Below are 13,150 nucleotides of genomic sequence, written 5' to 3' on the forward strand. Positions count from 1 at the left end.
CTCATGTTCGAACCCGTGGTCGCCACCCTGATTACCTCCATGGCCCGCACCGTCACCGGCGCCCGCAGCCTGTGGCTTGGCTGCGCGCCGGTGCCGGTGCAACGCATCTACTACGCCAACCACAGCAGCCACGGCGATTTCGTGCTGCTGTGGGCCTCGTTGCCGCAGAACCTGCGTAAATTCACCCGCCCGGTGGCCGGCAGCGACTACTGGAACACCAGCGCCCTGCGCCGCTACATCATCAACCGGGTGTTCAACGGCGTGCTGATCGACCGCGAGCGCAAGGACCCTGTGGATAACCCTCTGGCGCCGATGCTTCAGGCCTTGGAAAACGGCGACTCGCTGATCATCTTTCCCGAGGGCACGCGCAACCTGGAAGACGGCCTGTTGCCGTTCAAAAGCGGGCTGTATCACCTGGCCAAGAGTTATCCACAAGCCGAATTGATCCCGGTGTGGATCGCCAACCTCAACCGGGTCATGCCCAAGGGCCGTGTGCTGCCGCTGCCCTTACTGTGCACCACCAGCTTCGGCGCACCGCTGCAACTGGAGGACGGCGAAGACAAGGCGCTGTTCCTCGCCCGCACCCGCGACGCCTTGCTCGCCCTTGCCCCGGAGCATTCCTGAGATGGATAGCCAAACCCTGATGTTGTTCGGCGGGATCGGCGCGATCCTCGTGCTCGCCTCGCTGATCGGCCTGATCCTCAAACTGCGCACCCGTGGCACACCCAACGCGGTGATCGACAACCTCAACGCCCGCATCAATGCGTGGTGGGTGATGGTGGTGGTGATTGGCATTGCGTTCTGGCTCGGCACCGGCGCGGTGATCCTGCTGTTTTACGCCGTGTCGTTCTATGCGCTGCGGGAATTCCTCACGCTCACACCCACCCGGCGAAGCGATTACCCGGCGCTGGTGGCGGCCTTCTACCTGGCGCTGCCACTGCAATACCTGCTGATCTACTTCGACTGGTACGGGCTGTTCTCGATCTTCATCCCGGTGTACGTGTTCCTGCTGTTGCCGATCCTCGCGTCATTGGGCGGCGACAGCACGCACTTCCTGGAACGGGCATCGAAAGTGCAATGGGGGCTGATGATCGCGGTGTTCTGTGTGTCCTTCGTGCCGGCGCTGCTGACCCTGGATATCGTGGGCTACGAAGGCCGCAACCTGCTGCTGATTGCCTACCTGGTGATCGTGGTGCAACTGTCGGACGTGTTGCAGTACGTGTGCGGGAAGCTGTTCGGCAAACACAAGATCGCGCCCAACTTGTCGCCATCGAAAACCGTGGAAGGGTTTGTCGGCGGGATCCTGCTGTCATCCCTGATCGGCGCGGCGCTGTGGTGGACCACGCCGTTCAATCCCTGGCAGTCGTTCCTGATTGCGCTGTTGATCAACCTGCTGGGGTTTGCGGGCGGGATTGTGATGTCGGCGATCAAGCGCGACCGGGGCGTGAAGGATTGGGGGCACATGATCGAAGGGCACGGCGGGATGCTGGATCGGCTGGATTCGGTGTGTTTTGCCGCGCCGATCTTCTTTCATCTCGTGCGCTACTGGTGGACCTGACGACCACCTCCCTCCCCAAATCCACACAACCCCAGTGGCGAGGGAGCTTGCTCCCGCTGGAGTGCGCAGCGCTCCCAGGATTTTGGGGCCGCTACGCAGCCCAGCGGGAGCAAGCTCCCGCGCCACAACAAGCGTCMTTATCTGATCGTTCCCACGCTCTGCGTGGCAATGCATCCGGTGACGCTCCGCGTCACGACTTTAGAGCGGACGCGGAGCGTCCAGGGCGGCATTCCCACGCGGAGCATAGGAACGATCTAGCCGGGAAGGTGACTCAGCGGCAATGCCCCGGGCGTCTTCACCGTCTGAATCGCGAAGTTGCTGCGGATATCACTCACCCCCGGCAACTTCAACAAGCTCCCGGTCAGGAACCGTTCATACCCGCGCAAGTCCGGCACCACCACTTGCAGCAGAAAATCCGACTCCCCCGACACCAGAAACGCCGAAATCACCTGGGGCAGCGCCGTCACCGCCAACCGAAACGCCTCCGCCTGTTCGTCGTTATGCCGCTCCACTTTCACCCCGACAAACACCGTCAGCCCCAACCCGACTTCATCCCGGTCCAGGCTTGCCTGATAACCACGAATCACCCCGGCCTCTTCCAGCAGCCGCACACGCCGCAAGCAGGGCGAGGCCGACAGGCCAATCTCGTCCGCCAGTTGCACGTTGCTCAGCCGGCCATCCCGTTGCAGGGCTTCAAGAATCTTGCGGTCAAATGCGTCCAGCTTCAGATTTGGCATAAGTGAAATGTTTCGCCCGAAAAAAGTGGCAGATTGTGCCAAGACTAGACGCTTTTCCATCTGACTACGCAAGCACCTGCCCCGGCCTTCGCCCCTAAAATTGCCCTACGAATCACCTACCGCAAGGGGCAGGCACATGGCAGAACTCTGGTTGTTTTTAGTCGCGTTGGCAGTGGTGTACCTGCTGCCCGGCCCGGACATGATCCTGCTGCTGCAAACCGGCGCCCGCCAGGGCAAGGCGATGGCACTGGCAACCGCAGGCGGCTTGGGCCTGGCGCGAGCCTGCCACGTGGCGCTGGCGGGGATGGGCCTGGCGACCCTGTTCAAGGTCGCACCCTGGACCTTCGATGTGGTGCGCCTGGGCGGTGCGGCGTATCTGCTGTGGATCGGCGTGCAGTGCCTGCGCTCAAACCTGCTGCCCAACCTGAACGCCGAGCACAGCACGGCGCCGGCGCATGCCTGGCGCGAAGCCTTCCAGCGGGGTTTGCTGACCAACCTGCTCAACCCCAAGGCGCTGCTGTTCTGCTCCGTGCTGCTGCCGCAATTCATTGATCCACATGGCGCATCGGTGACTGCGCAGTTTGCGCTGTTGGGGGCGATTCTGGTGGCGGTCGGCCTGGGATTCGACAGTTGCTATGGATTGGCCGGCGCAAGAATCGGCCGCTGGCTGGAACGCAGCCCGTCCGCCCAGCGCCTTCAGCAATGGCTGTTTGGCAGTCTTTTGATCGGTTTTGCGATACGCCTCACCTTCGTACAGCAAGCCTGAGCTTTGCGGCGCATTTGCCGTCATCTTTTGTATCAAAGAGACGTGTAAGATACGCGACACATTGCCAGGGATGCTCACCATGTTTGATTCGTTAAAAGCGACCAGCCGCCGTTTTTTCGGGGCCTTGATCTCAGTGGTGAGTGTTCTGTTCAGCGCCGTTCGATGGCTGGCGCGCAGCCTGTTCGGCCAGTGGCAGCCGCCGCGCTGGCTGCAAGCCACAGGCAACGGCCTGGTCAACGTCGGCCACAAGGCCCGGGCTTATCCGCGCCAGGCTGCGGGCGGCGCGCTGGCCCTGGTACTCGTGCTGGCCGCGGGCTTTTACGGCTGGCACTGGTATTCCCACCTGCCACAGCCCCACACCGTGGGTTATTCGCTGCACAAGCCCAACCTGACGGATTACACCCAGCCGCAACCGGTTGTGGATAACTTGCAGGTACGCTTCGCCGAATCCGTGGCCCCGCTGGCGGCCATCGGCAAGCCGGTCACCGAAGGCATCACCCTCAAGCCTGCCATCGCCGGCGCCTGGCGCTGGGCGGATGACCGCAGCCTGGTGTTCACCCCGGAAAAAGACTGGCCCGTCGACGCCCACTACACCATCGACCTGGCCAAGAAAACCCTGTTGGCCGACGGCGTACTGCTCAGCCAATACACCAGCCAATTCTCCACCCAGCCGTTCCGCGCCACCTTGACGCAAAACGAGCTGTACCAGGACCCGAGCAACCCGACGCAAAAACAGCTGGTAGCGACCTTCCACTTTTCCCACCCGGTAGACGAAGACAGCGTACGCAAACGTGCCTCGGTCGCCCTCGGCAAAGGCTTGGCCTACCGCGATGCGCAACTGCCCAATCGCCCGGAAATCACCTTCGACGAACACAAGCTCAACGCCTTTGTGCGCTCTGCCGCCCTGGCCACCCCACTGGAAAGCACCCCGGTCAGCGCCAAGCTCGATGAAGGCCTCAAGGCCCGTGATGGCGGCAATCCCAGCTCGGCGCCGCTGGTGGCCGAAGTCACCGTGCCCGGCCGCTATCGCCTGACCTTTACCGGCGCCGAAGTCAGCTTTGTCGACAACGAGCGCGGCGAACCCGAGCCGGTGTTGATGTTCAGCAGTTCCAGCGCCGTGGCCGACGAGACCATCGCCAACAAGGTGCAGGCCTGGATGCTGCCGGAAAAAGCCGAGGACGATACCCGCCCCTGGAACCTGCAAGACATCGACGACAAACTGCTGGCCAGCAGCACCAAGGTCAAGCTGACCCACGTGCCGAGCGTCGAACCGCTGAATACCCTGCACGCCTTCAAGTTCAAGGCCCCGCCGGGCCGCGCCCTGTATGTGCGGGTGCCGGCCAACCTGGAAGCCATCGGCGGCTACCTGGCGAAAAATCCGACAGCCTCTCTCGTGAGCATGCCGGCTTATCCACGCACGCTGCAGTTCCTGTCCGACGGCGCCCTGCTCAGCCTCACCGGCGAAAAACGCCTGGGCTTCATGGCCCGTGGCGTACCCGGCGCCCATGTGGAAATCGCGCGCCTGCTGCCCAACCAGTTGCAACACCTGGTGGACCAGAGCAGCGGCAGCTTTGCCCGACCGAATTTTGCCAATGACTACTTCGACCGGATGGTGGAGCGTCAGAGCCTGGACATTCCGCTGTCGGCTGGCGACCCGTCGAAAACCGTCTACGACAATGTCGACCTGAGCAGCTACCTGACGGCCAACGGCGGCCGCCGGGGGATTTTTGTGCTCAAGCTGAGCCCGCAGGACGACCCGGCTGATCGCACCTTCGACTACTCGCGCAACACCACCAGCGACCTGCGTTTCATCGTGGTCACCGACTTGGGCATCATCGCCAAGCGCTCCAGTGATGGCAGCCACGATGTGTACGTGCAGTCCATCGGCAACGGCTCGCCGGTGTCCGACGCCCAGGTCGATATCATCGGCCGCAACGGTTTGCCGGTCGCCAGCGGCCATACCGACGCCGAAGGTCACGCGCACTTCGCCAAGCTGGATGAATTGCGCCGTGAGAAAACGCCGTTGATGTATGTGGTCAGTCGCGGCAATGACCAATCCTTCCTGCCGATTGCCCGTCAGTCGCAACAGCTGGATTTGTCACGCTTTGATGTAGGCGGCCTGGAAGAGGACGGTGCGATCAATCGCCTCAGCGCCTACCTGTTTACCGATCGCGGCCTGTACCGGCCCGGCGAGACCGCGCACCTGGGCATGATCGTGCGCAGCGGCGACTGGAAAGGCGCCCTGCAAGGCCTGCCGGTTGAGTTGCAGATCACCGACCCCCGTGGCCTTGAGGTGATTCGCCAGCCGTTGAAACTGTCGGCCAGCGGTTTTGAAACCTTCGATTTCCCAAGCAGCGAAGTAGCGCCATCCGGCGATTACACCGCGACCCTGCAACTGATCGGTGAGAAGCAGCGTCGTACCGATCTGGGCAGCGTCAGCTTCAAGGTCCGCGACTTTGAACCGGACCGGATGAAAGTCAGCCTGAGCCTGCACGATACACCGGTGCTGGGCTGGATCCCGCCGGACCAGGTGGTGGCCAAGGTCACCGCGATGCACTTGTTCGGCGCTCCGGCGGCGGGTCGCCGCGTCACGGCGAAAATGTCCCTGAGCCCGACGCTCGCGGCCTTTGATCGCTACCCGGATTACCGCTTCCGCCTGAATGACTCGCTGGAAGAAGCCAGCTCCGAAGACCTGGCCGAAACCACCGTCGACGACAGTGGCCAGGCGGTGCTGGACCTGAACCTGCAACGCTTCGCCAACAGCACCTACCGCCTGCAAGTGATGACCCAGGTGTACGAAGCCGAAGGCGGTCGCAACGTCGCCGCACAAAGCGCATTGCTGGTGTCGGCGGCGCCGTACCTGGTGGGTGTGAAGAGCAAGGATTCGCTGTCTTTCGTCGCCAAGGACGCTCCGCGTGAAGTGCAATGGCTGGCCGTGGCGCCAGACCTCACGCCAGTCGCAGTCGACGGCCTGACCAGTGAAGTGGTCGAGCACCGCTACGTCTCGGTGCTGGTGAAGCAATCCAACGGCACCTACAAATACGAGTCGCGCATCAAGAACATCAGCCAGCCGGCCTCGCCGCTGGTGATAACCAAGGACGGCGCCAAGCAAACCCTGAACACCGGCACCCCGGGCGATTTCACCCTGCAACTCAAGGACGCCAACGGCAACCTGCTGAACCAGATCGACTACAGCGTCGCCGGCCGGGGCAACACCTCGCGCTCCCTGGAGCGCAACGCCGAACTGCAACTGCGCCTGGATAAACGCAGCTACGCCACCGGTGATGAGATCGCCATCAGCATTCGCGCGCCTTACACCGGCGCCGGGTTGATCACCATCGAGCGGGACAAGGTCTACACCCAGCAGTGGTTCAAGGCCGACAGCACCAACAGCGTGCAACACATCCGCGTTCCTGCGGGGCTTGAGGGCAATGCCTACGTCAACGTGCAGTTCGTACGGGACATTGGTTCGTCCGAGGTCTACATGAGTCCGCTGTCCTACGGCGTAGTGCCGTTCAGTATCAACCTCGACGCGCGGCGCATGGCGCTGAAAGTCGAAGGCCCGGCGAAGATCGAGCCGGGGCAGACCCTGGATATCAAGGTCAACGCCGACCGCCCTGGCCGCGCAGTGGTCTACGCGGTGGACGAAGGCATCCTGCAAGTGGCGCGCTACCAGACGCCGGACCCGTTGGGCTTCTTCTTCCAGAAGCGGGCGCTGGAGGTCGGTACCAGTCAGATTCTTGACCTGATTCTGCCGGAATTCAGCCGCCTGCTCAGTGGGGCAGCGCCGGGTGGCGATACGGAAGGCGCCCTGGCCAACCACCTCAACCCGTTCAAGCGTAAACATCAGCCGCCTGTGGCCTGGTGGTCTGGCCTGGTGGACTTGCCGGCCGGTGAAACCGTGCTGCACTACCAGGTTCCGGACAGCTTCAATGGCAAGCTGCACCTGTTTGCGGTGGCCGTGGACAGCGACAGCGTGGGCGTCAGCGAGGCCAACACCGAAGTGCGCGGGCCGCTGGTGATCACGCCGAACGTGCCGGCCTTTGTCGCACCGGGGGATGTGTTCAGCGTCAGCGCCGGGGTGTTCAGCAACCTGGACGCGGCGGCGGACGTGAAGTTTGAAGTGCAGACCAGCGATGGCCTGCAGGTGCAAGGCGACAAGGCCAGCACCCTGGCCCTGCAACCGCGCAAGGAAGGTGTTGCCGAGTTCAAGATCAAGGTTGGGGAAACCCTAGGCTCGGCCGACTTGCGCTTCGTCGCGGTGCTGCCGGATGGCAAGCGTATCCAGGTGGCGGAAACCACGTCGATCCGACCCTTGAGCGAGCATCGGGTGGCCCTGAGCCTGGGCCGTTTCGACAGCGCCAGCAAAGAGCTGAAACCGACCCGCGAGCTGTTCAGCCAGTTGCGCGATGTGCAGTTGGGCGTCGCCGCTTCGCCGCTGGTATGGGCCAACGGCCTCAAGCATTACCTGGATGACTATGGCTACGCCTGCACCGAGCAATTGGTGTCCAAGGCCATGCCGGCGTTGATCTGGGGTGGTAACGCGCCGGAGGCCGAGCAGGCTTTCAGCGGTGCGGTGCGCATGCTGCGTCAACGGCAGAACCAGGCCGGCGGTTTCGGCTTGTGGGCGGCCAACCCGGATGTGGCGCCGTATGCCAGCCTGTACGCCACCGACTTCCTGATCGAAGCCAGGGAGCGCGGGCTGCCGGTGCCGGAAGACCTGCTGCAACGTTCCAACGCGTACCTCACCGACCTGGCCAACGGCCCGAGCGAAGGCCTGTCGGAATTGCGCAACCGCGCCTACGCCAGTTACCTCCTGAGCCGTCAGGGGATTCTGGTGAGCGGCGCCTTGAGCGATATCCGCGAGCGCTACGAAAGCTACTTCAAGGACACCTGGCAGAACGACATTGGCGCGGCGTACCTGGCCGCCAGCTACAAGCTGCTCAAGCAGGATCGTCAGGCCGATACCTTGTTCCGCAAGGTGCCGTGGCTTTCCCTGTCGGATAAATGGAACAGCGACGGCCTGTATTACGACCCGCTGGTGCACGACGCCGAGCACCTGCATTTGCTCGCGCGGCACTTCCCGGAAATGCTCGACGATGTGCCGACAAGCCTGCTGGATAAACTCGGCAAGCGTCTCAACGAGCAACGCTACAACTCGCTGTCGGCGGCACTGTTGCTGCGGGCCCTGGACAATTACGGCCAGCGCGCCCAAAGCGACATGACCCTCAAGGCCACCGCATGGCTCAGCGACAAGCAGCAACAGTTGTTGCAGATGGCCGGCCAGCCGCCACGTGCGGCGGTGCCTGCCGCTACGCAAAAACTGCAGATGGAAAAATCCGACGGCCCGGCGGCGTTCTACATGCTGAGCGAAGCGGGCTATGACAAGGGCGCCAACCTCAAGCCGATCAACAGCGGCCTGGAAATCATCCACGAATACCTCGACCTCAAAGGCAATCCAGTCAGCAAGGTCGCGGTAGGCGATGAGTTCCTGGTGCGCCTGCGCTTGCGCGCCACCGACCGTGATCAGGTGCAACAAGTGGCGGTGGTCGACCTGCTGCCGGGTGGTGTCGAGCCTGTGTATAACTTGCCGCCGGAGCCGGAAGCGGCCAGCACCGAGGAAAGCGAAGGCGACGATTCGGAGTACGTTGAAACCGGCGAAGACACCGAAGAAGCCGACGCCTGGCAGGCGCCGATTGGCGAGACCGACTTGAGCAACTGGCAACCGGACTACGTCGACGTGCGTGATGACCGAGTGGTGTTGTACGGCACCGCGCTGCGGGATGTAGGCACCTTCGTGTACCGCGTGCGCGCCACCAACGCCGGTACCTTCAATACGCCACCGGCCTACGCCGAGGGCATGTACGAAACCACCCTGCAAGGACGCGGCAAAGTAGGCCAGCTTGAAATTACCAAGCCTTAAAAGCCTGACGCCGCTGCTGGCAGCGGCGTTGATTCTGGCGGGGCTACGGTTGTGGCCCCACGCGCCGCTGGAACAGGCAGCCACCTCCTCACGGGTGGTGCTGGCCGATGACGGTTCGCTGCTGCGCATGACCCTGGCGGCTGACGGGCAATATCGCCTGTGGCTTCCCCTGGAACGGATTTCTCCGTCACTGGTGGAGGCGTTGCTGCTCAAGGAAGACCGCAATTTCTACTGGCACCCGGGGATCAATCCCCCGGCGTTGCTGCGGGCGGCCATGGCCACCTATAGCGGCGGCCAGCGCCAAGGCGGCTCGACCTTGAGCATGCAGTTGGCCAGGCGCCTGTGGGATCTCAATACCCGCCAGGTACCCGGCAAGCTGCAGCAGATGGCCCTGGCACTGTGGCTGGAGGCGCGTTACAGCAAGCACGACATCCTTGAGGCCTACCTCAACCTGGCACCCATGGGCGGCAATATCGAAGGTGCCGAAGCGGCCAGCCGGATCTATTTTGGCAAGTCAGCGGCGCAGTTGTCCTTGTCTGAAGCCCTCGCGCTGGCCGTGATTCCCCAGCAACCGGGTCGTCGGGCGCGCTTTGGGCCTTCCCTGCAAACCGCCCGGCAACGGCTGATGGCCGACTGGCGGGAAACTTATCCACAGGACCCGCGTAACGACAGTTTGCTGGACCTGCCGCTGGAAGCCCGCAACCGCCAGCAGATCCCGTTTCTCGCGCCGCACCTGAGCGAACAGTTGCTGGCCTCGCAAACCGGCAATGAGTTGAACAGCACCCTCAACCTGGCGCTGCAACAATTGCTGGAACGGCTGATCACCGGCTTCATCGCCGAGCGCCGCAGCAGCGGTGTGGAAAACGCCACGGCGATCCTGATCGACAGCCGCGACCAGAGCGTAAAAGCCCTGGTGGGCTCGGCAGACTACTTATCCACAAGCATCCACGGCCAGGTCAACGGCGTGTTGTCGCGGCGCTCGCCGGGCTCCACCCTCAAGCCATTCCTGTATGGGCTGGCGCTGGACCAAGGGGTGATCCACCCCATGAGCATCCTCAAGGACATGCCGAGTAACTTCGGCTACTTCCAGCCGGAAAATTTCGACGGCAGTTTTGTCGGTCCGGTGACAGCCCGCGACGCGCTGATTCGCAGCCGCAATATTCCGGCTGTCTGGCTGGCCAGCCAAACCCGCTCGCCGTCACTCTACGGATTGCTGCAACGGGCCGGGATCAAGGGCCTGCGCGGCGAAAGCCATTACGGCTTGGCGCTGGCCTTGGGCGGCGGCGAGATGACGCCCGAAGAGTTGGCGCGGCTGTATGTGATGCTGGCTGGTGACGGGCATTTGCGGCCGCTGCGCTATTTGCAGGAACAGCCGCAAACCACTGGCGCCCAGCTGCTCACGCCGCAGGCCGCGTTTATGGTGCGCGACATGCTGCGGCGCAACCCGCGCCCGGACGGGCTGCCGGGGCGCCACTGGCGTACGGCCTGGAAGACCGGCACGTCATGGGGTTTTCATGATGCATGGAGCGCCGGCCTCGTAGGCCCGTACGTGCTGGTGGTGTGGGTGGGCAACTTCGATGGCCGTCCGAATCCTGAGTTTATCGGTGCGAAAACTGCGGCACCGTTGTTCTTCCGTATCGCCGACGCCCTGCCGCTGGCCTTGCCCAATGTGGTGATCAAACCCGACAAGCCGCCCGCCGGGCTGATCCGCATCGACGTCTGCGCGGCCTCTGGTGACTTGCCCAACCGTTGGTGCCCACGTACCCGCAAGACCTGGTACATCCCCGGAGTGTCACCGATTCGGGTGTCCAACCTGCACCGCCCGGTGCTGATCGACACCCGCACCGGCAAGGCCGCGTGCCCGCCGTTCGACCCGCAGTACACCCGTGAAGAAGTCTTCGAGTTCTGGCCCAGCGATGTGCAGCGGCTGTTCCGCGCCGCCGGGCTGCCCCGGCGTACGCCGCCCAATGTGCAGAAAAGCTGCCAACCCAACCGTGTCGGCGATCAAAGCGAAGCGCCACAGATTCGCTCGCCGCTGACCCAGGTCAGCTACCACCTGCGCCTGTCCCAGCCCCAGGAAAGCATCCCGCTGAACGCCAACGCGGCCAGTGATGCACTGACGCTGTATTGGTTCGCCGACCAGACCCTGATCGGCCAGGGCCCGCCGCAAACCACGCTGAACTGGCGGCCGGGTAAGTCGGGGGAGTACCGGTTGCGGGTGACTGACGATCAGGGCCGCAGCGCCAGCCGAGGCTTGAAGGTTGAGTTTGTACCCTGATCAGGCGTCCTCGTCGCCTAAACCGGCAGTGCCGGCATCTTTTGCGAAATGCTTGTACGCCACCCCTAGCTTGCGTTGCTCAAAGATCGAAAACACCAGGGTGCCCAGCAGAATCATCATCCACACCAGGAACACCTTCATGGTGTCCACCTGGGCCACCACCAGCAGCAAGGTCACTACGCCGCCAATCACCATGCCCAGGCCCATCCAGGCGCCCAGCACGCGGCCTACCGCCAGGCGCATGCCCGTGGGCAGCAAGAGCCGCAGCGCGAGCAACACCACAAACATCGTCAGCAAGAAGCCAAACGCGGCCATGAAAGGAATCACGAAGCCATTGTCACGGTACAACCAGGCCAGAAACCGATAGGCGGGATTCAGCTCTGCCATTTGCTGGTAGGTGGCAGGGCCCGGCAAATGCAGTTGGGCAAAATGTTCCGGCGTCATGGCCATGATGCCGACGCCGATCAAACCCACCACCACCGCGTAGAAACCACCGGCGCGCCACAGCGGCGCCAGCACACGGCGGTTTTCCACATCCTTGGTCTCGGCCAGGCCGAACACCGCGTCAGGTTGCCGGCCCTGGGCAATCACCGTCTTGCCCGCACGCTCGCAGGCGTCGCCAATCAGCATCACCTGCATATCCTGGGTGAGGAGCAGTTCGCCCTGGCGGCGGGAGCTGCTGATCCATTCATGGTCGTCAGGGCGCTTCTTGCCGAACAGGTCGATACCCTCGGCAATCACTGTCACTTCACCGGTGGCGTCCTGCAGGCGGAAGTCATTGCAGCGAGCCTCGGCCGAGACCTGGCTCCAGCTCCAATCGCCATCCTTGTCTTTGGTGCCTTCTTCGATGACCCACACGTAACCCGCGCAAGGCTTGCCGTGGACCGGGGAGATCAGCGGCGAGTCGACGATCACCTTGCCGTTCACCTCCACCAGCCCCATGGCCAATGAGCGTATCTGGCTGGTGGCCAGGCGCTGTTCGGTGCGATAGAAATTGGGGCCGAAGCTGGCCAGCAGCCCGATCAGGATGCACACAGGAAAAAACAGCGCCACCAGGATCGTCGGGGCGTAGACCATCAGGCCAATAAAGCCGGCGAGAAAGACCAGTGCCACCAGGGTTTTCCACACTGGTTTTTTTGTGACAACCCCTGCCTGGGTGGTTTTCATGCCCCCGGCACCTCAAGCTTCACGCCGTCGTAGCGGGTTTCTTCGGCGCTGATGGCCAGCAGCGGAATGCGCTGATAGCCGAGCATCTTGGCGAAGAACAGATCAGGAAAAATCGCGATGGCGATGTTGTAGAGGTTGACCGACTCATTGAAGAACTCGCGACGGTCGGCGATGCGTTCCTCCACCGCCGAGATCGCCTGCTGCAACTCGACCATGTTGGGGCCGGAGATCAGCGTCGGATAATTCTCGGCCACTGCAATCACCGACTTGAGCGCCGTATTGAGCTGGTTGGAGGCATCGACTTTATCGGTGAGGCTGCTGGCGTTGAGGTACGCGGTGCGGGCGTCGCTGAGGCGGGTGAACAGCGCGTTCTCATGGTTCATGGCGGTTTGCACCACGCGCATCAGGTCGGGAATCTGGTCTGCCCGCTGCTTGAGCAGCACGTCGATGTTGGCGAAGGCTTTATCCACATCGTTGCGGCGCATCACCAGGCCGTTGTAGACCCCCACCAGCCAGCCGACCAGGCCGACGACAATGATCAGCACGACGATACCGGCGATCAGCAGTTCGATGTTCATGGCGGCGGCATTCCCTGGCTAGTTATCCACAGGGCGCATTCTAGGGGTAAAGCAGGGGAATACTCCCGGAATTAGTCCACAGAAACGGCAAGACCCGATATCCGGTAGCCTGAAAAAGCAAACCCCCCGAAGAACGGGGGTTG

8 protein-coding genes are annotated in these 13,150 nt (G+C 62.9%); 5 read left to right on the forward strand and 3 right to left on the reverse strand.

Annotation, left to right across the window (positions count from 1 at the left end; genetic code table 11):
- Positions 1 to 3: 3 nt before the first annotated feature.
- Together JV201_RS29320 and JV201_RS29325 are read left to right on the forward strand one after the other, a co-directional pair.
- Positions 4 to 624 carry a 1-acyl-sn-glycerol-3-phosphate acyltransferase gene (locus JV201_RS29320; RefSeq protein ID WP_003213522.1) on the forward strand — a complete coding sequence of 207 codons (621 nt, stop codon included), beginning with the start codon at positions 4 to 6 and terminating at the stop codon, positions 622 to 624.
- A 1-nt stretch (position 625) separates the two neighbouring features.
- Positions 626 to 1,558 (forward strand): phosphatidate cytidylyltransferase, encoded by a 933-nt coding sequence (locus JV201_RS29325; RefSeq protein WP_003213523.1) that lies wholly within the window; start codon positions 626 to 628, stop codon positions 1,556 to 1,558.
- Positions 1,559 to 1,812: 254 nt separating this feature from the next.
- On the opposite strand, the gene JV201_RS29330 is transcribed toward JV201_RS29325, so the two are convergent.
- Positions 1,813 to 2,286: an Lrp/AsnC family transcriptional regulator gene (locus JV201_RS29330; protein ID WP_032899927.1), complete on the reverse strand. Its 474-nt coding sequence runs from the start codon at positions 2,284 to 2,286 to the stop codon at positions 1,813 to 1,815.
- A 145-nt stretch (positions 2,287 to 2,431) separates the two neighbouring features.
- Here JV201_RS29330 and JV201_RS29335 point away from each other — a divergent pair, with 145 nt between their 5' ends.
- From JV201_RS29335 to pbpC, 3 genes are all read left to right on the forward strand, one after another.
- Entirely contained in the window at positions 2,432 to 3,061 is a 630-nt protein-coding gene (locus JV201_RS29335; protein ID WP_177009026.1) for a LysE family translocator, read from the forward strand.
- A 79-nt stretch (positions 3,062 to 3,140) separates the two neighbouring features.
- Positions 3,141 to 8,984, forward strand: a complete 5,844-nt coding sequence (locus JV201_RS29340) for an alpha-2-macroglobulin (protein ID WP_219406334.1) — start codon at positions 3,141 to 3,143, stop codon at positions 8,982 to 8,984.
- Positions 8,965 to 11,262 carry a penicillin-binding protein 1C gene (pbpC, locus tag JV201_RS29345; protein WP_032899911.1) on the forward strand — a complete coding sequence of 766 codons (2,298 nt, stop codon included), beginning with the start codon at positions 8,965 to 8,967 and terminating at the stop codon, positions 11,260 to 11,262. Before JV201_RS29340 ends, pbpC begins: the two co-directional genes overlap by 20 nt.
- Here the strand turns inward: pbpC and JV201_RS29350 are convergent, their stop codons facing one another.
- Both JV201_RS29350 and JV201_RS29355 read right to left on the reverse strand, forming a co-directional pair.
- Entirely contained in the window at positions 11,263 to 12,429 is a 1,167-nt protein-coding gene (locus JV201_RS29350; RefSeq protein ID WP_219406335.1) for a hypothetical protein, read from the reverse strand.
- Complete coding sequence (locus tag JV201_RS29355; RefSeq protein ID WP_003213535.1) at positions 12,426 to 13,007, reverse strand: LemA family protein; 582 nt, start codon at positions 13,005 to 13,007, stop codon at positions 12,426 to 12,428. Before JV201_RS29355 ends, JV201_RS29350 begins: the two co-directional genes overlap by 4 nt.
- Positions 13,008 to 13,150: the final 143 nt, after the last annotated feature.

This window comes from Pseudomonas sp. Colony2 (genome assembly GCF_019382755.1).
Classification (GTDB): domain Bacteria; phylum Pseudomonadota; class Gammaproteobacteria; order Pseudomonadales; family Pseudomonadaceae; genus Aquipseudomonas.

What these genes read in the sequence shown, in the direction of transcription:
- JV201_RS29320 (WP_003213522.1), top strand. Translation starts at nt 4, where the DNA reads ATGTTCGAACCCGTGGTCGCCACCCTGATTACCTCCATGGCCCGCACC.
- JV201_RS29325 (WP_003213523.1), top strand. Translation starts at nt 626, where the DNA reads ATGGATAGCCAAACCCTGATGTTGTTCGGCGGGATCGGCGCGATCCTC.
- JV201_RS29335 (WP_177009026.1), top strand. Translation starts at nt 2,432, where the DNA reads ATGGCAGAACTCTGGTTGTTTTTAGTCGCGTTGGCAGTGGTGTACCTG.
- JV201_RS29340 (WP_219406334.1), top strand. Translation starts at nt 3,141, where the DNA reads ATGTTTGATTCGTTAAAAGCGACCAGCCGCCGTTTTTTCGGGGCCTTG.
- JV201_RS29350 (WP_219406335.1), bottom strand. Translation starts at nt 12,429, where the DNA reads ATGAAAACCACCCAGGCAGGGGTTGTCACAAAAAAACCAGTGTGGAAA.
- JV201_RS29355 (WP_003213535.1), bottom strand. Translation starts at nt 13,007, where the DNA reads ATGAACATCGAACTGCTGATCGCCGGTATCGTCGTGCTGATCATTGTC.